The sequence below is a fragment of the Limimaricola sp. AA108-03 genome (assembly GCF_050847355.1).
Taxonomy (GTDB): Bacteria; Pseudomonadota; Alphaproteobacteria; order Rhodobacterales; family Rhodobacteraceae; genus Limimaricola.
The window spans coordinates 118,213-139,741 of the sequence record NZ_CP193756.1 but is presented as its reverse complement, the minus strand read 5'-3'; the positions used below and the strand labels follow the sequence as shown (position 1 = coordinate 139,741).

Sequence of the window (21,529 nt, the reverse complement as noted above, 5' to 3'; positions counted from 1 at the left end):
GCCAAACCGAACACGACGTACGACACGCTTCATACCTCAGGGACAGGAGTTTGGGCTTCACCTTGCAGCCTCGGCGCAAAACGCAACGCGGCAGACCGCAGGTCTACTGGCCAAGATCAGGGGGACGCCGGAGCGAGCCGTGCAGCGCGTGGCGCGATATCCTCGGCCACGCGCCTCATACCTCACACGCCGCGTTGCACATGCCGGATGGCTCACCCCCCTACGCTTCACCTCGGGCGTCATACCGCATGCGACGCACCGCAAGCATCGCACCTCGGATGATGAGTTCCAGACCGCAGCCGCCAGACCTCGGGCCGCATACCGCGTACCACAAACCTCCCTCGCCAAACCACGAGCGTCGCGCCGCACACCGTAAGGTTGAAACCCCGGACCGAGATCTTCAGACTGCGCCCCGCGAGCGGCACGCCACAGCTGGCAGGTCGCAAGGGAACAGACGAATGGAGGCCCTCGCCCATGAAGGTCATCACGGCGCTCTCGCGAAAGGGCGGCTCTGGAAAGACGACGCTGATGCGGGCCCTGGCCGACGCGGCCGTCTCCAACGGCCACCGCACCCTGGTCATCGACGCGGACCCGCAAAAGGCGCTGTCGCGCTGGCATAGGGAGCTCGCCCACGAAACCCCGGATCTCAGCGTCGAGGAGCTCGACGATCCGAACGGGCTCGAGGCGATGCTCGACGCGGTGGAGGACGAGGTGGCCTACGTGTTCATCGACACGCTTGGCGCCGGCGGCATGTGGGCGGACCTGCTGGTCGAGCAAAGCGACGTGCTGATCTGCCCGATGATGCCGAGCAAGACCGATCTCAAGATCACCCGGGACACCTACGCCTACTACAAGCGCGCCTGTGACGCCGCCGACGATCCCTCCCTGATGCCCCCCTTTTCGGTTGTGCTGACCCGGATGCCGTCACGGCCCACGAAATCCATGGTCCTGGCTGCGCAGGAAGCCCTCGAGACGCTGCCGGTCATCGACGAGATGTTTCTCGAGCGCGCCCAGCACGGGGATGTGGATCGCGAGGGACTCATGCACGACCTCGCGGAGGCGCGTCGGCAGGACCAGAACCCGCTGCGCCGGGCCCATGAGCGGCATTACCGCGATGCGGTGCGCGAGGCCCGCACCATCCTCGAACAGATCGAGGCCGCCCGATGAGCGCGTACCGTCGCAAGAAGCCGAACATTCGCCGCCCCGGTGTTGATCGCGCGCAGGGGTTCGGAGGCCATTACGACCCGCAACCGGTGACCGCGCCGGCAGCGCCCCACGGCGGGGCGGCGACCGCGTCGGACCAGGCGACCGCAGCGGAGGCGACCGGGCAGCCTGGGCCGAACGGCACGCCGGCGATGTCGCCGTCGCCGTCGCCCTCTGCGTCCGCGGAACCGGACCCGTCTCGGGCCGGGGCGTCGCAGCCGTCATCGGTGAAGACGGCCACGCCGGCCAAGGCCTCGGCGCAACGAAGCCCGTCAGAGAAAAGACGGGCGGATGCTGCGGGTCGGGCCGCGTCCGGCCCGGATCAGCCCAAGGCGCGCAAAGCGCGTGCCCCGGCGGGCGGGGACCGCGGGCCGATGAAAAAGGTAGCCCTGACCGCTTGCCCCAAGACAGAGCAGCGCGCGGCGCTGGATGCCCTCACTTCGGAGCTGATCTCGATCAAGGACATGGTCAAGCTGGCGGGGCGTCGTGCGCTGGCGCGGTTCGAGCCGACGCCAGAGTTCAAGCCGGTGCCGGTCGTGCCCCGGATGAGCTCGGCCCACCGCTACACCACGACGAAGCTCGTGCCCGCGCAGGTGCTCGCCAAGCTGCACGGCGCCGTGAATCCGCTTGGTTTGAAATCGGATACCGAGATGCTGCGCGGACAGTACGAGCCCCTGTTCTGGGCAGAGCTCGATGCGATCATTGCCGAGCTGCAGGCCCGGAAGGGGTAACAGCGATCGTACTTTCTCAGGTGGTTTCGAGAGCCGCGCGTGGGGGCCGTGTCCACGCCCCGCCGTTACATCTCCTGCGCGGCGAAGCGCTCTCGCAGCCAGGTCGGCAGCGTGCCCCGAAACACGGTCGGTTCGATCCGGCCCTCCGTCGCCTGCTCGAGCGCCTTGCGGATCGCCTTGCCCTTCGACCCCAGCGCCTTGGCAGGCCAGTTGGGTTTCGTCGCTTCCCATGCCGTCAGGTAGCCGTCCGCCCAGATCGGGATCAGCGGCATGTCGGCCGGGACGAGCTCCCCGTTAGTCGCCCGCAGCTTCGCAACGGTGCCGTTGTAGCGCGGCATGAGCAGATTGACGAAGCTGGTCAGATCCTTCTCAGTTTCGAGACTGGGTCCGACGAGCTGGAGCAGCGGCGTAAGCCAATCCGACGGTGTCACGAAGATCGGCGCGGTGCAGACCCCCGTCAGATAGCCCTCGAGCCAAGGCTCGGTCAGTCCGGCGGGCTGCAACAGCTTCGCCAGCTCGCCCGCGGTCTCGGGGGTGGCGGCCGACATGGCCCCAGTCGCAGGTGGCATGGGGGACGAGGCGAACGGCATATCCGGCGGCGCATCGAAGGGGGCGTTGGGGCATCGCGCCGGTTCATCCACACCATGATCGATTGCTCGCAGATGAAACCCATCACCGGTGTCTTCTTGAGATCGCGCCCGTCCTTCAGCGCCGCGGCGACAGCGAGGAACTCGTCCGTGTGGGTGGATCCGGCAGCACTGAGCAGCGCATTGCGGGCGATGACTGCGGCCCAGTGCGTGCGGCGGCCTTCCAGCACCCGCCACATGGCGCGGGTCAGCGCGGTCGGGGACCGGGCGCTCTCCAGCGCCGCCACGGTTTCGTCGCTGTCTTCGAACCAACTCTCGAGGACCGAATACCTGTCCGGCCAGTGCTGACTGGCCATGATCAGCCGGCCTCGGGTCTGGACTGTCAGATTGGCAACCCGGCCCTCGGGGTCTGCCAGCTTCAGCATCGCCGCGACCGAGGCGGAGAGCGGGCGCAGCGCGTCGAGGCCGCAAGCCTGCGCCACGTCCACCAGCCCCGGCACGGGCGCCAAGCCCGCCTCCAGCCCCTCGCCTAAGGCGATGCCGAGCGCCTGCTCCAGGTATGCGCGCGAGACGTCCTGCGCCTCGATCTCGTCGGTCAGGGTGGTGAGGATGCGGCGCTGCTCGGTGGCGCTGTCGCACGGCAGCACATAGGCATCTTTCACACCGAAGCCCTGCTTCAGCAGCACCACCGCCACGCTGCGGGTGCCCCCGGTCTGCACCGCCGCCGCCATGCTCTGCGCGCCGGAGCCGTCTACCGGGCTGGCGACGATCCGGTGCAGCTTGCGCTCGGGCGCCTTGGTCACGCCGCCCACGCCCTTGCGCATGGCCTCCCGCACGAGACCATCCACCCGGCCGCGCAGTGCTGCATCCGCCAGCCAGCTGCGCAGGATGGTGAGCCGGGCCAGCGTCTCCGAGGAGACCGTCCCCGCCGCTAAGCGGTCCGAAAGGCCGTCCAGCGCGCCAAAGCGAACCTCCGCATCGGCATCGAGCAGGCAGGCGCAGCCGAGCTCGGCGAAGATCTCCTGCGGCCGCGCCACGGCCAGCCGGACCAGGGCTTGGCGCGCTTCGGGCGGCACGGTGGGCAGCATTTCTGCAAACAAGGTCTGCAGGACGGTGACGTTGTCGCCGTGCTCCCGCATCAGGCTGCCAAGCAGATCGTCGAGCAGGGTCTCCAAAGCGGCTGGATCGTCATCCTCTTCTACCGCGGCAGTGAATCCATCCTGCCGCGCGGCGAGGATGGCGGGCGGGGTCAGGCCGGCGCGCACCCAGATTCCGGAGACCGCCAGGCTTCCTTTGAGGGTCAAGGCATCCGATGCGACCAGTTCGCCAAGCTGCGCCTCGAGGGCATCGATGAAGAGCGCGCCGCGCCGCTGCCCGTTCTCCCGCGCCATCCGGGCCTCGTCGAGCACCGTGCTGAGCAGCTGGCTCATGCGTTCCTCGTCCTCACCGACGGCGGTCGCGCGGCCAGCCATCTGCGCCAACAGCCCCGCTGCGTCGTACGGCCTTTCCAGAAGCGCACGACCGGACCGCTGTAACTCCGCGGCGTGCGTTTTGGGGTCGGAAGCCTGCGCAAGCGCGGCGAGCATGGTCTTGACCGAAGGAGACAGCATGGCGATCCCGCGAGAGATGGAAACAACTCGGGGGTTAGCCTGCATGGGGCAATGCATCGCTGCAAGCGGGAGACGGCTGGCGAGGCGGGATCGCACAGGTCTCAGGACCCGGTCGTCGCGCCTCGACCGTCCATCTGGCCTCACATGCCGGCGACCTTGAGCGTCTCTGTCGCCCGGTAGGTCTCGAGCGCTTCGTCCGGATCGGGAAACGGATAGACGTCGAGCACATTGGCGTCAGCGCCCAAGGCTGACCTGAAATGCACCATCGCGCCCCGTGCATCCACCGGGTCGCCTTCGCCGAGTTCGCTGAAGTCGGCTGTCATCGCCGTGGGGTCGACCTCGCCGGCAGGGATGAAGACGGCAGTCCAGTATGTGAACGTCGGATCAATCGACATGGAAGCCTCCCGCTGTTGTCCGTGGTGTCCCATGCCCCATAGGAGCTGTCGGGAAAGGCCTCTTACCACGAGATGGCCCATCTGATCCGGCCCGTGACGTCTTGTCACATCCGGACGGGGACGCAGGCTGCAGGCCAGCACCGGTGCAGGTCGACGACCTCGATGCTGGGCATGGGCCTATCTTGTCCCAGCCTCCCTGCGCGTTCCCGGAAGATGGGGGCCGATACCACAGGATCATCGGATCTGCGGCTGCGTCGGACGGTGCGCCGACTGGACCGTGGCCCCGTGCGCGGACAGCATCAGGGCTGCACTCTTTGCCCGGTTCGAGCACGGCTGCATCCCCTTGCTTGAATATGCCCCGTCACAAGGCCATCACTCCCGAAGATCTGCCATCGTGCCGGAGGGATCATGGCGAACATGACGTTAAGAAACCTGCCGGACGAGGTTCACGAGCGCTTTCGCGTGCAAGCCCAATCGAACGGACGCAGCCTCGAGGCGGAGGTGCGCTCGATCCTCGTGCACGCCGTCATTGCCGCCAGCGACGGCGGCTTCGGCCACCGGCTCCGGGAGCGCTACGGGCGCCATCTGGGGGATGAGCTGGCCGTCGAGCGGGACCAGACTGTGAACCAGTTGAGCCTGTTCGATTGATCCTCCTTGATACGAGCGTGATCGCCGAGACCCAGAGGAAAGTCCCAGACGGTGCTGTCATGGACTGGCTCAACGCACAGGACCCCACAAACCTCTATCTGAGCGCGATCACGGCTGCGGAACTGATCTTCGGCGTTCAGGCAATGCCGGGCGGCAAGCGGCGCGACGGATTGATACGGGCCGTCACGGCCATTCTCGAAGAAGACTTTTCCGGTCGGATCCTGCCCTTCGATGGCGCGGCGGCGCGGATCTACGGCACGCAGGTCGCGGCCGCGCGCCAGAAGGGCTACGCGATCTCGATCGCGGATGGGCAGATCGCCGCGATCGCCCTCTCCCGGCTGGGCGCGATGGTCGCGACCCGCAATCCGAGGCCGTTCATGGCGCTCGGTGCCGATGTGCTCGACCCTTGGGCGCTTGGCGGGCCAAGGCGTCGGTAGGCGGCTATTGTCGTCATCAGCCGCATTTAACCCCCACTCCACCAAGCCCCGTCCGCTTCAAAACGACTGCTCGGATTGATCGCTCGAGAACCATAAGGAATGTTCCGCTACCGTCGCAATTTGCCAACCATCCCCCGATGGGCCACTCTCACCCCCCGGCCACCATTGACGGAGGATCATCATGCCAATGCGCCACCTGGCCACCTATGAATGCGCGGACGACCTCGGCAAGCGCCACGATGTTCAGCTCTGGCAGGACTTCAACACCGGCCGTTCCCCAGCCGGCGAGATCGCCGAGTTGGCTAGCACACAGGAACTGCGGTTGGTTGATGGGCGTCCTGTCGGATACATCGACGAACGGACATTTCAGGTTCTCGAGGGCGGCACGATCCTGCGTCGCGTCGACTGATCCGTTGTAACCGGAGGGCAGCCCCCATTCGGGCGGTGCTCCACCATCAGGTCATCGACATCGACATCGAGGGAGGACACATCTCCATCAAGGGCGGCGGCTACTTTTTGCCAAAGCCCATCGGGACACCGCCCCCCGGGAGGACGACCCGTCTCTGCCTGGCACACCCGCGACGCTCCACGCGAAGGCCGAGGTGACATTTTCAGAAGCGAATGGCTTCCCGCAGTGACAACCAGAGGCCATGACCAAACTTGGCCTGCCCACCGACGACATTCTCTTCAAGCCGGCCAGCAGCGCCCTGATCGAGGAGGAGGTCATCCGGGTTCTGCGAGCGATGGCGGAGGCCATGAAAGCACCACGTGACAGCGGCCATGACGGCTGCGAGCTGTATCCTCGTATGAGCTAGAGGAGCGGCCAAAGATCGAAACCCCGGGCGACCGTTCACCATAGTATCGCGCCAACCCTTTGCGGAGAAAAGACGTGCTTAAGACGATTCAGATCAAGTGTATTCGCCGCGCCAATCGCTGGAAGCCGAGAGGTAGTATAAGCCATGTGGGCGGCGGCGCGCTTGCGAACCGCTGGAAACTGGACCTCGACGAGGTGATCCAGAAAATCGAGAGCGGAGACTGCATGTTTTTCGTCCATGTCGATAGCGATCCCGTTGCGGTCAAAGTCGCTGTCGATCGCGATGGGAAGAAGTACATCAAGACGGTCGCGGACGGTGATTTCCCGACGCATCTTTTGAGCCTTCCCGAGTGCCCTTGATTACGAGGGGGAAGACCTTCTCCCACGCAGGTGCTTTTCGCCGCCGAGAGAGATTGCCGCAATCGACCGCGGCGGCGCCCCATCAGGCTGCGCAGCCGCCGCTGGGGGATAAGGATGGCCACCAAGGGACAGATCGACTGCATTGGGACAAGGGACGGCGACAGTCCGTGGGACCGCATCTTCCATGTAGGCGGCGTCATATACCTTCTTTAGGAATGAAGTCTGCTAAAGGCTGATCCGTCGAAGCTCACCAGCAAGGAGATATGGTGACGAATTCGCCCGAAGCGGCGGTGCAAGCTGCTTCGTCAAAGCCGGGGGATGGCTTTACCCTACCAGTGCGGTCTTCAAGCCAGGACATCCTTTCCGGCCATCAAAACGGAACCAGAAGCTGAACTATCGATGATGACGCCGCAGGAGAACATTGTATAATGTACTGCTAGGTTTGGATTTTCTTCCTTGTACGGTCATGTGGTCGTGGGGGAGAAAGCAGCATTCCACAGGGCTTTGAGGCCTCACCTCCGGATCATGGCATGGCTCTGAAACCATCTATGCAACGGAGCCGCTTCTGCCGGAAGAAGCTTCGAAACGCCGGTCCGCTCTCAATGAGCTCGCGCTCGAGCTGGCGGCGGCTTGTGCCGAGTTGAGCGCCGCCCGTCGTGGCGACATGAAATCCCGCAGGGCCGCCCCGAGACGGACCCAGTCGGTGAATTCGTGCTCTTCCTCATTCGGGTCATAGTCGCGGCCGCGCAACACGACATGCCGCACCACCTGCCGTGCGAAGTAATCGTATTCCCTGGTGCGGACAGCGCCTGCGACCAATGCGCGATGGCTTGGCGTGAAGCGTGTGCGCATCATCATCTCTACCAGGTAATCCTCCGCCTCCTCGAGGCCCTCCGGGAAAGCCGCGCTGAGACTGACGGAGATCAGCAGCGTCGGACGCGCCTCCAAGGCGTGCCGATGTGCGGCAATAAAGACCTCGAGCGCCATGGGATGGCGCCTTTCATGGACCGACCCCGCCAGAATGATCCTGTCCGCGTTTTCAAGATCGATACCGGCGGTCTTGCCCGCGGCATCGAACAGGGCAACATCGTGGCCCGCGTTGCGCAACATGTCCTGCGCGAAATGTGAAATCTTTCGAGTTTGCCCTTCAAGGCTTGCAAAGAGGATGACGACTTTCATTGCGGATCTCCTGTCGCGGGTACGGGCCGTTCCTGATCGGCATCCCCATAATGCCCTCTCGGGGTTTGCCCCGCCTTGCCCGAGATCAAGCCATGCGCGGATCGCGCCATTCTGCGGACGGGAGGCTCATAGAAGGAAGCGGTAAGCTCTTTCGGCTCAGGCGGGACGAATGAACATTCGCTCGGCATCGCCACTCTGTCGATCATCGGCGCGGATCGCCCGGTAGGCATGCCACGTGGCATGGCCGAGCACCGGGAACACAACGATCAGCCCTACGAAGCCTGTCAGCACACTGATCACGAACAACACGAAGACGATCGCGCCCCAGACCAGCATGACAACCAGGTTGTTCCACACCATCGCCATGCTGATCCCGAGCGCCGAGAGCGCATCCGTTCTTTCCTGGAGCAGCATCGGCACCCCGAACACGCTGATCGCGAAGGCAAAGGCTGCAAACAGGGCCCCCACCGTCCCGCCCACCAACAAAAGCGCCCATCCTGTCGGCGTCAGGAGCAGCATCGACACGATCTCGTCCATCCCGGGAAACGGGTTGATGCCGAAGAAGAGCGCATAGATCAGCACTGCGGCGCGCATCCATAGCAGGAACAGCCCCAGAAGCAGGACACCCATGAACAGCGCCTGGTGGCCCGAACGGGGTCGAACGAAGAGCATTTGTCCGAGGCTGGTTCTCCTGCCCTCTTCGAGGCGCCGGCTCTTTTCGTAAAGGCCATTGGCGACCAGCGGACCGATCACCATGAAGCCCGCGAGCGCCGGGAACAGCGCGTAATCGAGCCCCAATCCGAGCAGCAGCCAGACGACAGTGACTGAGAGCGCGAAAACCCCGACCCCGTAGGCGAGGCTCGGCGCGGGATCGGCGCGCAGGTCGTCCCACCCCGCGCGCAGCCAGCCAAACGCGGTGCGCGCGGGCAGGTTGCGGGCACGGAGATTCGGGGTTGGCAATGGCGGCACGACCTTGGGAATGGCACCCGCGGCATGCGGGTTGTCGGGCGGCGGCGGATCGGTGCGGTTGCTCAGCATGCGGGTTTCGCCGCGCGGAACGCGGCGCCTTCCAGGGACGATGACAGGACACAGTCGGGCTGCGAGGCGAAGGAGACGGCGATGAGATGGGCATTGGCCGCGGCGAAGGTGGCGATCACCGCAAGGCAAAGGGCAAGGCCTGCGAGACGCGCCCGGGTCGGCGTTTCGAACCAAGCCGTCATCGCGCCGCCCCCTCTGCCAGGTCTTGCAAGTAAACGGTGAGCATCTTGCGATCGGCGAGGCTCAGCCGCTCCTCCCATGCAGGCATGATACCCTGTCGGCCGTCCCATATCGTCCGGTAGATGGCGTGCTCATCGCCGCCATAGATCCAGAAGTCATCCGTCAGGTCCGGCGCACCGATGTCGGTGTTGCCTTGCCCTTCGGCCCCATGACAGCTCGAACAGTTCTCGGCGAAGAGCGTGGCCCCAATCTCGCGGATTTCCGGCGCGATCTCGGTGCCCGACAGCGACCGCACATAGCTTGCGACGCTGCGGATTTCGCCGCGCGACAGGATCCCGTCGCGCCCGAAAGCCAACATCTGGGCCCATCGGGTGTCCGGATGTTGCGCGTTGATGCCGACCCGCAGGGTTTCCATCACTGCCTCAGCGTCGCCGCCCCAAAGCCAGGCCTCGTCGACAAGACTGGGGAAGCCCGGGCCCCCGGTGGCCGCCGCACCATGGCAGGCCGCGCAGTTGTCGCCAAAAAGCGCCGGCGCCGTGCCCGCAATCCGCGACATCAGTGCGGGGTCGGCGCGGATGTCCTCGATCGGCATCTCGTCGATCGCGGCAAGCCAGTCGCTCCTCGCAAGGCCGGCACGCAGAATGTCCTCCTCGACCTCTTCCTGTTGATCGATCCCCAGAATACCCTTGGTGTAGCTCGACACCAGCGGCCAGGTGGGCAGCAGGATCCAGATGACAAGCGCCCAGACATGGGTGACGATGATGGCGATCCAGACGACGCGAGGCACGCGGGTGTTCAACTCGGTGATCCCGTCCCACTCGTGCCCGGTGGTCTGATGACCCGTCAGCGGGTCGCGGTCCTTTACCGACATGGTCCGTCCTCGTCGTTCAGAATGCTCTTCGCCGCCTTGTCAAACCGCCCCTTGAGGGAGGGCCAGAAGGCGTAGAGGGTGATGCCGACCGACAGCGCGATCAGGTAGAAAAGCCCAAAGGATTTCGAGAAGCCCACGAACAGCTCATGCGAGATTTCCATGCTCATCCCTCCGCCGCGCTGTTTGGCGCGGCATCCGGCGCGGCATTCGTGGCGGGCTGGATCTGCGCGGGCAGATCGGTGAGCCGCCCGAGAACCTGCAGATAGGCCACCAGCGCATCCATCTCGCTCACCCTGTCGGCGCTGCCATCGAACAGGCGCACGGCGGTCTCTTCGCCGTAGCGGTCGAACACGCCATCGGCGCGATCGGTATCGGGCAGTGCCTGGCCGATCGCGTCAGCCGAGGCCGCGGCGATCATCTCGTCGCTGTAGGGTACACCGACCGCGCGCAGCGCCGCCAACCTGCCGGGCAGGCTTTCTATGTCCAGGCTGGCATCGAGCAAAAAGGCGTAGTGCGGCATCACCGATTCCGGCACCAGCGCGCGTGGATCGACGAGGTGGCGCACGTGCCAGTCGTCGGAATATTTCTCGCCCAGCCGGGCGAGGTCCGGTCCGGTACGCTTCGAGCCCCAAAGCATAGGATGATCGTATTGCGACTCCGCGGCCAACGAATAGGGACCGTAGCGCTCGACCTCATCGCGCAGGGCGCGGATCATCTGGCTGTGGCAGGCGTAGCAGCCCTCGCGGATGTAGATGTCGCGCCCGGCCTGTTCGAGCGGTGTGTAAAGCCGCATGTCGGGCGCGGCCTCGACCGTCTCGTCGATGGTGAACAGCGGCGCGATCTCGATGAAGCCGCCGATGCCGGCCGCGACGATGATCGCGGCGGTCAGGCCGAGCGAGTGACGCTCAAGCCGGTAGTGCGCCTTGGCATGACCTTCGAAGAAAGCGGCGAAGGGCTTCAGCAGGGGTTTGAAGATGGTCTTCATCGGATCACTCCGCAACCGGCAGGGCCGGCTCCATGGTCTCGGAAGAGGTGGGGTGGTCGCGCGCGGGCACTTGACGCGGCACGTGGCGGATCGTCATCACCACATTCCATGCACCGATGACGGCGCCAGTGACGAAAAGCAGGCCGCCGAAGGCGCGCGCCACGTAATAGGGATGCATCGCCACGAGGCTGTCGGTGAAGGAGTAGCGCAGCGTGCCGCTCTCACCATAGGTGCGCCACATCAGCCCCTGGATGATGCCGCTGTTCCACATCGCGAAGACGTAGACGACGGTCCCGGCAAGGGCGAGCCAGAAGTGCCACTCGACCGCCTTCCACGAATACATCGTCTCACGCCGCCACAGGCCTGGCACGAGGGCATAGATCGAGCCGAAGGTGATCAGTGCCACCCAGCCCATCGCGCCCGCATGGACATGGCCGACGGTCCAGTCGGTGTAGTGCGACAGCCCGTTGACCGGGCGGATGGCCATGAACGAGCCCTCGAAGGTCGACAGGCCGTAGAACACCGCTGCCACCATCATGAAGCGCAGCGTCGCGTCGTCGCGCACCTTGTGCCACGCGCCGTTGAGCGTCATCAGCGCGTTTCCGGCACTGGCCCAGGACGGCACCAGCAGCATCACCGAGAAGGTCATGCCCAACGTCTGCACCCAATGCGGCAGGGCGGTGTAATGCAGATGGTGCGAGCCGGCCCAGATGTAGAAGAAGGTGATCCCCCAGAAAGACAGGATCGACAGGCGGTAGGAATAGATCGGCCGCTCGGCGCGCTTGGGCAGAAAGTAGTAGAGCATGCCCAGAAAGCCCGAGGTCAGGAAGAAGGCGACCGCGTTGTGCCCATACCACCACTGGGTCATCGCGTCCTGCACCCCCGAGAAGGCCGAGTAGCTCTTGGCCCCGGTCCACGACGCCGGCATGGCAAGGTTGTTGACGATGTGCAGCACCGCCACGACGAGGATGAAGGCGAGATAATACCAGTTGGCGACGTAGATATGCGGCTCGTTGCGGCGTGCCAGCGTGCGGATGTAGAGGGTAAAATAGACCACCCAGACCACCACGAGCCAGATGTCGGCATACCATTCCGGCTCGGCGTATTCCTTGGACTGGGTAACGCCCATCAAATAGCCGCTCGCGGCGATGATGCAAAACAGGTTGAAGCCGAAAAGCACGAACCACGGCGCGACCTGTCCCGGCATCCGCGCGCGCGAGGTGCGCTGCATGATATGAAACGAGGTGGCGATCAGCGCGTTGCCGCCAAAGCCGAAAATCACCCCGGAGGTATGGACCGGACGCAACCGTCCAAAGCCCGACCACGCCGCGTCGAAGCGCAGGTCTGGCCAAGCGAGCTGGGCCGCGACCCATACCCCCATGCCCATCGCGATCACCGCCCAGGCAAGCGCAATCAGAATACCGACCTTGGTGGGGTCGTCATAATAGGCAAGGCTGCGGTCCTCGGGCTCGTCGGTGCCATGGGCGGCACGCGCCAGAAGGCCGAAGAACAGGGCGAAGAAGATCAGCACGATCCAACCATGCGCGCCCATTGGATCGCCCTGCCCGGCCGCGGCCATGGTGAGACCCGCCACCATGCCGGCCAGCGTGATCAGCATCGCCGCCCCGCGTTCCGCCTGGGTCAAGCTCGATATCATGTCGTCGTCTCCTTCGAAGTCGTGTCGCGGCGCGGGGTGGCGCGTTGGGGTGTCAGTGGCCGGTCTTGGGCATCGAACAGGATGCGCTCGGCATCACCGGAAAGATCCTCGTACTGACCGTTGCGCAGGCTCCAGAAGAAGGCCGCGAGGCCGAGTGCCCCCATGGCGACGGTCACCGGGATCAGAAAAGCCAGAACGCTCATGCCGGCATCATCAGGGCTTGTGGCTCCGGCCGGGCCTTGGGCGGCGCAAGACGCCCATTCAGCCTCAGCGCGTTGCCGATCACGAGGATCGACGAGCCGGACATCGCCAGCGCGGCGATCAGCGGCGTGACCAGACCCGCCATGGCCAGCGGAATGGCGATACAATTGTAGGCAATGGCGAGGGCGAAGTTCTGTTGCACGATCCGCGCGGTGGCGCGTGCAAGCGCAAAGGTCGCCGGCACGGCATCGAGCGCCTCGCGCAGGATCACGAAATCGGCCGCGGTGCGGCCCGCTTCAGACGCGCTTGCCGGCGCCATCGAAACATGCGCCGCCGCCAGCGCCGCCGCATCGTTGAGCCCATCGCCGACCATCAACGCGCGATGGCCCCGGTCGCGCAGCCCGTCGAGCAGCGCCACCTTCTGCGCGGGTGTCGCGCCATGATGCACCTCGTCGATCCCGGCAAGCGCCGCCACCCGGGCCGCGCGGTCCTCCCCATCCCCCGACAGAAGCGCCACGGGCAGGCCCGTTGCCTTGAGAGCTGCCACGGCGTCTCGTGCCGCCGGTCGCAGCGTCTCGTCGAGATCGAACACGCAGGCCGGTTGCCCTTCGACGGCAAATGCCGGGCCGATCTCGGACCGAGGCCCTGTCGAGATCTCGGCGACCCAGGATGCGCGGCCCAGTCTGGCCCGTTGGCCCTGCACCATCCCCTCGATACCGAGGCCGGGATGCTCGATCACGTCGACAACCGTCATTGCGGGCGCGCCGACCTGGGCGGCAATGGCGCGCGCTGCCGGGTGGCGCGATCGCTGGGCCAAAGCCTTGACGATTGCCTGTTCCTCCGTGCGGTCCGGACCACCGGCAACCCGAGGCATGCCCGTGGTCAGCGTTCCGGTCTTGTCGAACAGCGCGCGGTCGATCTCGGCCAGGCGCTCCAGGGCCGCGCCATCCTTCATCAACACGCCCTCGCGCATCAGCCGACCGGCTGCCACGACATGCGCCACCGGCACTGCGAGACCGAGCGCGCAGGGGCAGGTGATGATCAGCACGCTGATCGCGACAAAAGCAGAAGCCTGCCAGTCGCGCGTCGCCCACAGCCATCCCGCAAAGGTCACGAGTGCCAGAAGATGCACGACGGGCGCATAGAGCCGCGCCGCCCGATCGGCGATGCGTACATAGTTGCCGCGCCCACCTTCAGCAGTGCCCAGCATGCGCATCATTTCGGCAAGGAAGGAGGAGCTGGCGGGGCGCAGCACCTCGACCTCGATCTCCCCGGTGAGGTTCAACGTGCCAGCTTCGATATCCATGCCCGGTCGGGCGGACACGGGCATCGCTTCGCCGGTAACGATCGATCGATCAAGATCGGTCGCGCCGTGCCGGATCCGCGCATCGACCGGAAGCCGTTCGCCAGCGGCGACGATCAACAGCATGCCCGGCGCGATCGCCTCCTTGGAAAGCCATTCCTGACCGCCATCCGCCAGCAGGCGCATGGCGCCCTTCGGCGCGAGCTTCGCGAGGCTCGTGACAGCGCTACGGGCGCGGTCGCGCATCAGCTGGTCGAGATAGCGCCCCGTCAAAAGGAAGAAGAGCAAGGTCACGGCCGCATCGAAGAACACCTCGTCGCCGCCACGCGCTGTCTCGAACAAGCTCAGCGCGACCGCCAGGAGAATTGCGAGCGCAATCGGCACGTCCATGTTGAGCCGCCGAACCCTCAGCGCTGACAGCGCGGAGCGAAAGAATGGCTGTCCGGCATAGGCCACAACAGGCAGCGCGATCAGCCCGGAGATCAGGTGGAATGTCTCGCGCATGACCCCGTCCGCACCGGACCACACCGCGACCGAAAGCAGCATGACGTTCATTGCACCGAAGCCTGCCACCGCCATGGCGCGCAGCAGCCCCGGCCCCTCGCCTTTCGACTCCGCGTGCTGGTCGGCCTCGATAGGGTGAACCTCGTGGCCGAGAGCTTCGAGCGTCTCGAGTACCGGGAGGGGATCGTCATCGACCCGCGCCAGGATCACCCGCACCTGCTTCAGGGTCAGGTTGGCCCGCGCCGACACGACTTGGGGCAGTTCGGCCAGGGACCGTTCGACTGCGGCCACGCAACCGCCGCACCGCAACCCCGGCACCGAAAGCAGGCAGGTCCCCTGCCCCGCTGTTATTGGTCGGATCATCGCCTGCCGCTCGGCGCGCAGACGGGGGTCGGTTTTCCATCGGCCCGATACCGGCACCTCGGGCCCATGGCTTTCACTGGTGTCCATCTTCATTGCGATCCCTCGGATTTCCCCCGCCGGCCGGAGTGGAGGTTGCGCTCCGTTCCCCCGGCCGACGACCACTCGCACCATCAGGCACTCGTATTCGTGCGGTGTGGCACCGTTCGGAGGGAGGCAATTTGATCCAGATCAAACGACGGGCAGGTTTTCTCTTCGATACGAGGAGACCCGCAGACCTCAAATCTACAGAGCGGGTGACTTGATCGACATCAAGGTGTCCACCCATCGCGCCGCTACACTGCGGCTCTCACTTCCAGGAAAGACTGCCATGCTACATGGGACCATCGCTGTGCTCGCGACCGATCCAACCTTGGACCACGGCGCCGTCCTCACCGCACTCGCCATGAGCGATAGCGAGGATACGCATCTCGACATTCACTGCATCGGGTTCGGAAGCCGTGTCCCCGATGCTTTCGCGATGAAGTCGATTGCGCCCGTCAGGTGGCCGGACGATGGCGCAGCCCGCGCCGAAGCCGAGGCCCTGGAGGCCGCCCTGCGGCCCGTTATCCCCAGACACCGAAGGAATATCGCGTTTCATCGGCAGGCCATGCGCAAGGGGTCGGCCGGCATTCAGCTCGCCTCGACCATACGTTTTGTCGACTGGATGGTCGCCGCAACACCCCTCGATCCTCAGGAACGGCCTTGGCAGATTTCAGTTCTGGAAGCCGGGCTCATCGTGGGTGGATTGCCATTGATCGTGGTGCCGAAGGAGGGGGCCGAGATCGCCCCTGCTCCGGCTCGCATTGCGGTGGCGTGGGATGGCAGCCGCGAGGCTCTCGCTGCGGTGCGCAGTGCGCTGCCGTTGCTCCGACGCGCGCAGATCATCGATGTGATCGTCGTCGACCCCGACATCCGCCACGGCGATCGGTCTGACCCGGGCGGAGATCTTGCGCTTTTCCTGGCGCGAAACGGGACACAAGTCGAAATCAATGTTCTTTCGCGAAGTCGGCCGCGTATTTCAGACGTGTTGTTCCGGCACTGTTTCGAAACCGGCGCAGAGGCAATGGTCATGGGGGCATACGGCCATTCGCGGTTGAGCAAAGCCCAGTGGGGCAGCACCACCCGTGACATGTTGCATACATCGAAGATCCCGCTGATCCTGGCCCATTAGCAGATCAGGTCAGCGTTGATCCATCTCCGGTTTCAGCGTCGAGGCGGGCGAGGTCGGGAATGTGGATCCGCCTTTTGCCGTCCAGGGCGATCACCCCGTCGCGCCCAAGCTGGTTGATCTGCCGGCTCACCGTTTCGAGCGTCAGACCCAGATACTCCGACATCGCCTCGCGCGTCAGCGGCAGGTCAAGCCGGATGTCGCGGGTTTTGGGGGCCATGTCGAAGCCGGACTCGCGGCGGGCGACCGACACGAGCAGGCTGGCGATGCGCTCGCGGGCGGTTTTGCGGCCCAGGACCAGCATCCAGTCGCGCGCAGCATCGAGTTCATCGAGGGTCATCTCCAAAAGCCGCTCTGCAACATGTGGCGTGTCGCGGAGCAGTCGCTCGAATGGCGCGCGACGAAAGCAGCACAGGGTAACGGCGCTTGCCGCCGTGACGTCGTAAGGCGTGCTGTCACGGCCGGGCCGGCCGATGAAATCGGATGGCAAAAGCAGACCGACCATCTGGATGCGGCCGTCCTCCATGGTCTGTGACAATGTCGCGACGCCCGAGACGACAGACCCCACGAAGCTCATCGGATCACCGGCCCAGGCGATCTTCTGGCCAGCTTCGTATCGCCGGTAGACCTTGATCTTCTCCAGCTGCTCCAGCTCGGTCTCATCGCAACGCGCGCAGACGGCCCGGTGACGGATACCGCAATCGACGCAGCGCAGATTCAGTCGGTGGGGCATGAGCGTCTCTTTTCGTGTCGAGGCCATGTTGGCCTTCGGAAGCATCTGCATCACAGGTCGGTCTCACAGGCATCGCACCCTGCCCGGTGCGTCGTTCAGGGGTTCGTTGGAACCGAGATGTCGAACAGGGCGCGCAGCATGCGGCCCCGGCTTGCGATATCGCTCAGCCGATAGCTGTCGAGCACCTTCAGGAACGCCTCCAGGGCCTCAGCCAGTATGCTGGGTAAACCGCAAGCAGGCGCAATGAGACAGCCAGCGCAATCCACCAAGCCATCTTCACCTTCCGTGTGACGCACCAGCGCGCCGAGGCTGATATCCTGGGCCGGTCGCGCCAGACGCAATCCACCATGCCGGCCTCGCACCGTTTCAATAAAACCTGCACGGCCAAGACTCTGCACGATCTTCATCAGGTGAGTGTGCGAGATACCGTAGGTCTCGGCGATACGACGGATCGAAACCAGCGCATCACCCGAGGTGGCAAGCTGGATCATGATCCGCAGGGCATAGTCTGAATGGCGGCTGAGCTTCATGCTGCCACATTAGAGGTATTTCATTTGAATGTATAGGATGCTCAGATAATGGTATTGCGTAAGAGCACCTGGCAAAACCGCGGCACATGCATTGACGGGCCATGAGCAAGCCCCCTTGTATCCGATGATCCGTGGAGGACCATTGCGTCCCTCTGCCGAAGAATTGGCCAAGGCCGAAGGGCGGCCGCCTTCGATGCGATGATCGTCTGGCCTTGGCCGGCATCATATTCGTCCTGCGCTCCGCGCATGTTTTGAGAGATGCTGCTGCGCGCGTTCGGCCGCTCCGGTATGGCCTGCTGGCGCAGGCTGCATGACTGGCAAACAGCCGGCATTTGTTCCAGTTGCTCGACATCTTTCATGCCTAATGGATTTGATCTGCCTCGGCGACGCGCGCATGATGGCCGAGCCCTCGGTTCCTACCTGAAGGTGATCGAGACATGTTACCACTGTCTGCATCAAGCCGATTGGCTTTGGCAGCTCTTGCCTTTTGCATGTCGTCTTCCCCCGCTTCGGCCGACGCTGAGGCCCTGCGCTGGCGCATGAACAGCCTGCTCTATCCGAAGCTCTTCGGCGAGGCCGGGTCCTACTTCGCGGCCGAGTTGGAGCGCCGAACGGGGGGAAGCTTCGTCATCGAGGTGCGGGACCGGATGGTCCTCGACCAGGACAGCTTCAGCGCGCTTGAGGCCGGGCTGATCGACGCGGTCTGGGGATCGGCCGGGCATCATCACCGCGAGGACCCGGCGCTGGCGATCTTCAGCGGCTTTCCCTTCGGGCCGGACCCCGAGAGCTTCACTGCCTGGATGCGCGAGGGCGGCGGAGCAGAAGCGCTCGATGCGATCTATGCGCGCCATGGCCTGAAAAGCCTCTATTGCGGCGTGCTACCGGCCGAGGGCGGCGGTTGGTTCCGCGCGCCCATCGAGACCGTCGCCGATCTCGACGGGCTGGCCATGCGGGCCTTCGGATACGGCGCGCTGACGCTCAGGGCACTCGGCGTCGTGCCCTACGAGTTGCCTGCCGCCGACATCCGCCCGGCGCTGGAGACCGGGCTGGTCGCGGCGGCAGAGTTCTCGTTGCCCTCGATCGACGCCGACCTCGGCCTGCACGAAGCAGCCGGACATCTCTACCTTCCCGGCTGGCAGCAGCCGGCGACCTCGCTCGAGTTGCTGCTGCCCGAGCGCCGCTGGGCGGCGCTGTCGGATGACCACCGGTCCGCGATCAAGGCGGCCTGCGAGGCGACGCTGTCCTGGTCGCTCGAGTTGGCACGGGAGCGGCAGGTGATGGCCTTGGATCGGTTCCGCGCCGAGGGGATCGAGATCCATGACTGGCCCGAGGAGATCCTCGCAGCGCTGCGGCAAGCATGGACTGAGGTGATCGCCGAGGAGACCGCACGTGATCCGCTCCTTGCCGCAGCCTGGGAGAGCTATCTGAAGCATGTCGAAAGCCGAGGCGCTGCCTCGGCGCAGGGCTATATCGATTAGAACTGATCAGTCAGGCAGCCCGGCCCGCCGCAGCCCGTCGAAGAACCGCTCCCGGCTGTCGCGATCGGACCAACCGTCGAGCGACTGCGCCACGGCCGAGATGCTGCGCTCCGGGCGGCGGCCCTCGGCCGCACGGATGATCACCGCCGCCTCGTCGGCGCGGCCCGATTGCGCGAGGCTCGATGCCAGCAGCCAGCCGGGCCACCAGCGCGTGCCGGTGAAGGTGCCCGCGCCATGCAGCGGACCGAACGCTTCCGCTGCGCGGGCCGGCTCCTGCGCGACGAGATAGCTCAGCCCGGCTACCTGCCGATACCAGTCGGCCGGGGTTGGATCGAGATGCAATGCCCGCTCGATATGGCGCACGGCCTCGGCGCCACGACCGGTCAGTGCGAGCACGTGCGCCAGCACGGCAAGGTTGTCGGCCTCGTCGGGCGCGATCGTGACCGCGGCCTGCGCATTGGCCAGCGCGTCGACCGGCGAGCGCATTTCGGGAAAAGGCGACAGCAGCCGCATCTCGGCCAGGAGTCGATGCGCGCTGGCCGTGCCTCCAAGGGCCACGGCGCGCTCGACCATCTCGATCGCCTGTGCCATCTCGCGCCGTCCCCCGCCCCAGGCGAGATGTTGGACCTCGAGCCAGTAGGTCAGGCCGAGATCGGCCCAAGCCACAGCATCGCCGGGGTCGTCCTCGACCGCGGCCTCGAGCAGCATGCGCGCCTGTTCGTTGGCCTCCCGCCTCTGCCAGTCCCGTCCGTCGAGCAGCGCGCTGGCGGTCATGGCCTGGCCAGGTGTCTCGGGCGGGGCGACCGGTTTGGCGGGCAGCCACAGCCACCCCAGCCCCGCCATGGCGACCACCGCGGCGACCACCGTGCCTTGCCGGACCGTGCGGCGTGGCGGGGCTTTGGCGGGGAACTCCTCATCCTCGAGCACGTAGCCGCGCCGGGGCACCGTGCGCAGCAGTGCGGCGCCGCGCGGCCCCAGCGCGCGCCTGATGTCGCTGATGCATCGGGCCAGGGAGTCGTCCGACACGATCACGTCCGGCCATGCGTCGCGCAGAAGATCGTCCTTGGCCACCAGTTCCCCGCGCCGCGCGAGCAGTAGCTCGAGCACGCGAAAGGATTTGGCGCGCAGAACCCGCTCGGTGCCGGTCCCATCTTCGAGCCGGCCGCGCCTGGGGTTCAGCACGATCTCACCGATCCGGATGGTCTCGCATGTCTCCACGACGATGCCCCGGTGCTGGACATACCGATTTTAGCACGATTTCAGGCTTCCTTCAGGCCGTTTTCAGGACTTCGACCCGTCCCCGACTGAAGCTTCGGGGACACCGTCACGGCCTCGGGAGGGTCATCATGCTTCGCTCTGCCCCTTACATCACAACGCTTGCCTTGTGCCTCTCGACCATGACCACGGCGCCGTTGCCCGCCTTCGCGCAGGAGGGCGGGATGCGCGAGGCCCCGCTGCTTCTCGACACCCTCGCGCTGTGGCTCGAAGCCAATTTCGACCTGCCGCGCGCCGCTCGTGATCCGCATCTCGCCACACTGCCCGGCCCGGAACTGATCGCGATGCGCTATGGTGACGGGGCAGGTGTCGATCCCGACCGGGTGGTTGCGCTCTATGACGAAGCCACGAACACCATCTACCTCTCCGAGGGTTGGACCGGCCGCAGCCCGGCGGAGCTGTCGATCCTCGTCCACGAATTGGTCCACCACATGCAGGCCATGGCCGGGCACCGCTTCGCCTGCCCGGCCGCGCGCGAGCGACTGGCTTACGATGCACAGGACGCCTGGCTCGCCCTGTTCGGCGAGGATCTGGAGACGGCCTTCGACCTTGATCCGGCGATGCTGCTGGTCGGCACGGTCTGCACCCATTGAGGGCTCCGGCTTCGCCGGAGGTGAAACGCAACCTGCAACGTTGAAAGGAAACCACCATGTCACGACTTCAACCCCATCCCGGGATGACATTCGCCCTTGGTCTCTGCGCTGGTCTCGCAGCCGCTTCTGGCGGCTTCAGTTTAGCGCAGATGTCGGGCCCGACCGAGCATGCCGGCCTGACAGTCGACCTGCTGGCCGAGCTGTCTCCCCAGACCATGGAAGCCACCATTGGCCTGGCGGGCTACAGCATGCGCATGCGTGCCGTCGAGATCGCCCCCGGCGGCCAGATCGCCCAGCATGACCATGCCGATCGCCCAGGCATCGTCACGGTGATCGACGGTAGCTGGGTCGAGGGCCAGCCCTCGGGCGAGCGCAGCTTCGATGCCGCCTCGCTCGGCACATTCCGCGAAACCGAGGAAACGGTGCATTGGGTCTACAACCGCACCGACGCCCCGGCCACCGCGCTGGTCTGCGACATCGCCAAGGTCGAGTAGGTTGCGGAGTAGCCACGTATCCTTTGGATGCCTTCCGGAGACGTTTCGCGGCAAGGTGGCCAAGATGAGCGACAATACCCAGAAAATGTCGAAGATTAAATCGTTCTGACCATGTTTCAGTCGCAGTCGCCCGGCAGCGTCGCCCCGAGTGAT

At 65.3% G+C, this 21,529-nt stretch carries 26 protein-coding genes; 11 read left to right on the top strand and 15 right to left on the bottom strand.

The window, feature by feature from the left end; all coding sequences use genetic code 11:
- Positions 1–474: 474 nt before the first annotated feature.
- Complete coding sequence (locus ACRAQ3_RS16325; RefSeq protein ID WP_432256552.1) at positions 475–1,167, top strand: AAA family ATPase; 693 nt, start codon at positions 475–477, stop codon at positions 1,165–1,167.
- A gap of 410 nt (positions 1,168–1,577) precedes the next feature.
- Complete coding sequence (locus ACRAQ3_RS16320; protein WP_432256551.1) at positions 1,578–1,934, top strand: hypothetical protein; 357 nt, start codon at positions 1,578–1,580, stop codon at positions 1,932–1,934.
- Between the two features lie 65 nt (positions 1,935–1,999).
- Here ACRAQ3_RS16320 and ACRAQ3_RS16315 read toward each other — a convergent pair whose 3' ends face one another.
- The 3 genes from ACRAQ3_RS16315 to ACRAQ3_RS16305 form a co-directional block, all read right to left on the bottom strand.
- Positions 2,000–2,482, bottom strand: coding sequence for a UPF0149 family protein (locus ACRAQ3_RS16315; RefSeq protein ID WP_432256550.1), 483 nt, complete (start codon positions 2,480–2,482; stop codon positions 2,000–2,002).
- Positions 2,419–4,131, bottom strand: coding sequence for a hypothetical protein (locus ACRAQ3_RS16310; protein ID WP_432256549.1), 1,713 nt, complete (start codon positions 4,129–4,131; stop codon positions 2,419–2,421). The genes ACRAQ3_RS16315 and ACRAQ3_RS16310 overlap by 64 nt, the downstream gene beginning before the upstream one ends.
- 140 nt (positions 4,132–4,271) lie before the next feature.
- Positions 4,272–4,526 carry a hypothetical protein gene (locus ACRAQ3_RS16305; protein WP_432256548.1) on the bottom strand — a complete coding sequence of 85 codons (255 nt, stop codon included), beginning with the start codon at positions 4,524–4,526 and terminating at the stop codon, positions 4,272–4,274.
- Positions 4,527–4,934: 408 nt separating this feature from the next.
- On the opposite strand from ACRAQ3_RS16305, the gene ACRAQ3_RS16300 reads away from it, so the two are divergent.
- The 5 genes from ACRAQ3_RS16300 to ACRAQ3_RS16280 all read left to right on the top strand — a co-directional run bounded on the left by ACRAQ3_RS16300 (position 4,935) and on the right by ACRAQ3_RS16280 (position 6,785).
- The gene (locus ACRAQ3_RS16300) at positions 4,935–5,174 is read left to right on the top strand and encodes a FitA-like ribbon-helix-helix domain-containing protein (protein ID WP_432256547.1); all 240 of its coding nucleotides are present in this window, start codon (positions 4,935–4,937) and stop codon (positions 5,172–5,174) included.
- Positions 5,171–5,611: a type II toxin-antitoxin system VapC family toxin gene (locus ACRAQ3_RS16295; protein WP_432256546.1), complete on the top strand. Its 441-nt coding sequence runs from the start codon at positions 5,171–5,173 to the stop codon at positions 5,609–5,611. The genes ACRAQ3_RS16300 and ACRAQ3_RS16295 overlap by 4 nt, the downstream gene beginning before the upstream one ends.
- A gap of 181 nt (positions 5,612–5,792) precedes the next feature.
- Positions 5,793–6,020, top strand: a complete 228-nt coding sequence (locus ACRAQ3_RS16290) for a hypothetical protein (RefSeq protein WP_432256545.1) — start codon at positions 5,793–5,795, stop codon at positions 6,018–6,020.
- Positions 6,021–6,261: 241 nt separating this feature from the next.
- The gene (locus tag ACRAQ3_RS16285; protein ID WP_432256544.1) at positions 6,262–6,426 is read left to right on the top strand and encodes a hypothetical protein; all 165 of its coding nucleotides are present in this window, start codon (positions 6,262–6,264) and stop codon (positions 6,424–6,426) included.
- Positions 6,427–6,500: 74 nt separating this feature from the next.
- Entirely contained in the window at positions 6,501–6,785 is a 285-nt protein-coding gene (locus tag ACRAQ3_RS16280) for a DUF3892 domain-containing protein (protein WP_432256543.1), read from the top strand.
- 546 nt (positions 6,786–7,331) lie between these two features.
- On the opposite strand, the gene ACRAQ3_RS16275 is transcribed toward ACRAQ3_RS16280, so the two are convergent.
- The 8 genes from ACRAQ3_RS16275 to ACRAQ3_RS16240 all read right to left on the bottom strand — a co-directional run bounded on the left by ACRAQ3_RS16275 (position 7,332) and on the right by ACRAQ3_RS16240 (position 15,153).
- Positions 7,332–7,964: a flavodoxin domain-containing protein gene (locus ACRAQ3_RS16275; RefSeq protein WP_432256542.1), complete on the bottom strand. Its 633-nt coding sequence runs from the start codon at positions 7,962–7,964 to the stop codon at positions 7,332–7,334.
- A 156-nt stretch (positions 7,965–8,120) separates the two neighbouring features.
- Positions 8,121–9,002 (bottom strand): DUF2189 domain-containing protein, encoded by an 882-nt coding sequence (locus ACRAQ3_RS16270; protein WP_432256541.1) that lies wholly within the window; start codon positions 9,000–9,002, stop codon positions 8,121–8,123.
- A 178-nt stretch (positions 9,003–9,180) separates the two neighbouring features.
- On the bottom strand, positions 9,181–10,053 hold the full coding sequence (gene ccoP, locus ACRAQ3_RS16265) for a cytochrome-c oxidase, cbb3-type subunit III (protein ID WP_432256540.1): 873 nt from the start codon (positions 10,051–10,053) through the stop codon (positions 9,181–9,183).
- The gene (locus tag ACRAQ3_RS16260) at positions 10,044–10,214 is read right to left on the bottom strand and encodes a cbb3-type cytochrome c oxidase subunit 3 (RefSeq protein ID WP_432256539.1); all 171 of its coding nucleotides are present in this window, start codon (positions 10,212–10,214) and stop codon (positions 10,044–10,046) included. The genes ccoP and ACRAQ3_RS16260 overlap by 10 nt, the downstream gene beginning before the upstream one ends.
- A 2-nt stretch (positions 10,215–10,216) precedes the next feature.
- Positions 10,217–11,038 carry a cytochrome-c oxidase, cbb3-type subunit II gene (gene ccoO, locus ACRAQ3_RS16255; RefSeq protein ID WP_432256538.1) on the bottom strand — a complete coding sequence of 274 codons (822 nt, stop codon included), beginning with the start codon at positions 11,036–11,038 and terminating at the stop codon, positions 10,217–10,219.
- Positions 11,039–11,042: 4 nt separating this feature from the next.
- Positions 11,043–12,695, bottom strand: coding sequence for a cytochrome-c oxidase, cbb3-type subunit I (ccoN, locus tag ACRAQ3_RS16250; protein WP_432256537.1), 1,653 nt, complete (start codon positions 12,693–12,695; stop codon positions 11,043–11,045).
- Complete coding sequence (gene ccoS, locus ACRAQ3_RS16245; protein WP_432256536.1) at positions 12,692–12,898, bottom strand: cbb3-type cytochrome oxidase assembly protein CcoS; 207 nt, start codon at positions 12,896–12,898, stop codon at positions 12,692–12,694. The genes ccoN and ccoS overlap by 4 nt, the downstream gene beginning before the upstream one ends.
- On the bottom strand, positions 12,895–15,153 hold the full coding sequence (locus ACRAQ3_RS16240; RefSeq protein WP_432256535.1) for a heavy metal translocating P-type ATPase: 2,259 nt from the start codon (positions 15,151–15,153) through the stop codon (positions 12,895–12,897). The genes ccoS and ACRAQ3_RS16240 overlap by 4 nt, the downstream gene beginning before the upstream one ends.
- Positions 15,154–15,364: 211 nt before the next feature.
- Here ACRAQ3_RS16240 and ACRAQ3_RS16235 point away from each other — a divergent pair, with 211 nt between their 5' ends.
- Positions 15,365–16,276, top strand: coding sequence for a universal stress protein (locus ACRAQ3_RS16235; protein WP_432256534.1), 912 nt, complete (start codon positions 15,365–15,367; stop codon positions 16,274–16,276).
- 4 nt (positions 16,277–16,280) lie between these two features.
- Here ACRAQ3_RS16235 and fnrL read toward each other — a convergent pair whose 3' ends face one another.
- The 3 genes from fnrL to ACRAQ3_RS16220 all read right to left on the bottom strand — a co-directional run bounded on the left by fnrL (position 16,281) and on the right by ACRAQ3_RS16220 (position 17,895).
- The gene (gene fnrL / locus ACRAQ3_RS16230; protein WP_432256568.1) at positions 16,281–17,006 is read right to left on the bottom strand and encodes a transcriptional regulator FnrL; all 726 of its coding nucleotides are present in this window, start codon (positions 17,004–17,006) and stop codon (positions 16,281–16,283) included.
- A 95-nt stretch (positions 17,007–17,101) separates the two neighbouring features.
- Complete coding sequence (locus ACRAQ3_RS16225) at positions 17,102–17,536, bottom strand: RrF2 family transcriptional regulator (protein ID WP_432256533.1); 435 nt, start codon at positions 17,534–17,536, stop codon at positions 17,102–17,104.
- Between the two features lie 41 nt (positions 17,537–17,577).
- A complete protein-coding gene (locus tag ACRAQ3_RS16220; protein ID WP_432256532.1) occupies positions 17,578–17,895 on the bottom strand; it encodes a hypothetical protein in 318 nt (105 codons plus the stop codon).
- 132 nt (positions 17,896–18,027) lie between these two features.
- Between ACRAQ3_RS16220 and ACRAQ3_RS16215 the strand changes: the two genes are divergently transcribed.
- A complete protein-coding gene (locus tag ACRAQ3_RS16215; RefSeq protein ID WP_432256531.1) occupies positions 18,028–19,014 on the top strand; it encodes a TRAP transporter substrate-binding protein in 987 nt (328 codons plus the stop codon).
- Positions 19,015–19,020: 6 nt separating this feature from the next.
- Here ACRAQ3_RS16215 and ACRAQ3_RS16210 read toward each other — a convergent pair whose 3' ends face one another.
- The gene (locus ACRAQ3_RS16210; RefSeq protein WP_432256530.1) at positions 19,021–20,232 is read right to left on the bottom strand and encodes a winged helix-turn-helix domain-containing protein; all 1,212 of its coding nucleotides are present in this window, start codon (positions 20,230–20,232) and stop codon (positions 19,021–19,023) included.
- A gap of 128 nt (positions 20,233–20,360) precedes the next feature.
- Here ACRAQ3_RS16210 and ACRAQ3_RS16205 point away from each other — a divergent pair, with 128 nt between their 5' ends.
- The gene (locus ACRAQ3_RS16205) at positions 20,361–20,882 is read left to right on the top strand and encodes a DUF6647 family protein (RefSeq protein ID WP_432256529.1); all 522 of its coding nucleotides are present in this window, start codon (positions 20,361–20,363) and stop codon (positions 20,880–20,882) included.
- 149 nt (positions 20,883–21,031) lie between these two features.
- Positions 21,032–21,376: a cupin domain-containing protein gene (locus tag ACRAQ3_RS16200; protein WP_432256528.1), complete on the top strand. Its 345-nt coding sequence runs from the start codon at positions 21,032–21,034 to the stop codon at positions 21,374–21,376.
- Positions 21,377–21,529: the final 153 nt, after the last annotated feature.

Coding starts and splice junctions, on each gene's coding strand:
- ACRAQ3_RS16325 (WP_432256552.1), top strand. CDS start 475: ATGAAGGTCATCACGGCGCTCTCGCGAAAGGGCGGCTCTGGAAAGACG.
- ACRAQ3_RS16320 (WP_432256551.1), top strand. CDS start 1,578: ATGAAAAAGGTAGCCCTGACCGCTTGCCCCAAGACAGAGCAGCGCGCG.
- ACRAQ3_RS16315 (WP_432256550.1), bottom strand. CDS start 2,482: ATGTCGGCCGCCACCCCCGAGACCGCGGGCGAGCTGGCGAAGCTGTTG.
- ACRAQ3_RS16310 (WP_432256549.1), bottom strand. CDS start 4,131: ATGCTGTCTCCTTCGGTCAAGACCATGCTCGCCGCGCTTGCGCAGGCT.
- ACRAQ3_RS16305 (WP_432256548.1), bottom strand. CDS start 4,526: ATGTCGATTGATCCGACGTTCACATACTGGACTGCCGTCTTCATCCCT.
- ACRAQ3_RS16300 (WP_432256547.1), top strand. CDS start 4,935: ATGGCGAACATGACGTTAAGAAACCTGCCGGACGAGGTTCACGAGCGC.
- ACRAQ3_RS16290 (WP_432256545.1), top strand. CDS start 5,793: ATGCCAATGCGCCACCTGGCCACCTATGAATGCGCGGACGACCTCGGC.
- ACRAQ3_RS16285 (WP_432256544.1), top strand. CDS start 6,262: ATGACCAAACTTGGCCTGCCCACCGACGACATTCTCTTCAAGCCGGCC.
- ACRAQ3_RS16275 (WP_432256542.1), bottom strand. CDS start 7,964: ATGAAAGTCGTCATCCTCTTTGCAAGCCTTGAAGGGCAAACTCGAAAG.
- ACRAQ3_RS16270 (WP_432256541.1), bottom strand. CDS start 9,002: ATGCTGAGCAACCGCACCGATCCGCCGCCGCCCGACAACCCGCATGCC.
- ccoP (WP_432256540.1), bottom strand. CDS start 10,053: ATGTCGGTAAAGGACCGCGACCCGCTGACGGGTCATCAGACCACCGGG.
- ACRAQ3_RS16260 (WP_432256539.1), bottom strand. CDS start 10,214: ATGGAAATCTCGCATGAGCTGTTCGTGGGCTTCTCGAAATCCTTTGGG.
- ccoO (WP_432256538.1), bottom strand. CDS start 11,038: ATGAAGACCATCTTCAAACCCCTGCTGAAGCCCTTCGCCGCTTTCTTC.
- ccoN (WP_432256537.1), bottom strand. CDS start 12,695: ATGATATCGAGCTTGACCCAGGCGGAACGCGGGGCGGCGATGCTGATC.
- ccoS (WP_432256536.1), bottom strand. CDS start 12,898: ATGAGCGTTCTGGCTTTTCTGATCCCGGTGACCGTCGCCATGGGGGCA.
- ACRAQ3_RS16240 (WP_432256535.1), bottom strand. CDS start 15,153: ATGGACACCAGTGAAAGCCATGGGCCCGAGGTGCCGGTATCGGGCCGA.
- fnrL (WP_432256568.1), bottom strand. CDS start 17,006: ATGCCCCACCGACTGAATCTGCGCTGCGTCGATTGCGGTATCCGTCAC.
- ACRAQ3_RS16225 (WP_432256533.1), bottom strand. CDS start 17,536: ATGAAGCTCAGCCGCCATTCAGACTATGCCCTGCGGATCATGATCCAG.
- ACRAQ3_RS16220 (WP_432256532.1), bottom strand. CDS start 17,895: ATGAAAGATGTCGAGCAACTGGAACAAATGCCGGCTGTTTGCCAGTCA.
- ACRAQ3_RS16215 (WP_432256531.1), top strand. CDS start 18,028: ATGTCGTCTTCCCCCGCTTCGGCCGACGCTGAGGCCCTGCGCTGGCGC.
- ACRAQ3_RS16205 (WP_432256529.1), top strand. CDS start 20,361: ATGCTTCGCTCTGCCCCTTACATCACAACGCTTGCCTTGTGCCTCTCG.
- ACRAQ3_RS16200 (WP_432256528.1), top strand. CDS start 21,032: ATGTCGGGCCCGACCGAGCATGCCGGCCTGACAGTCGACCTGCTGGCC.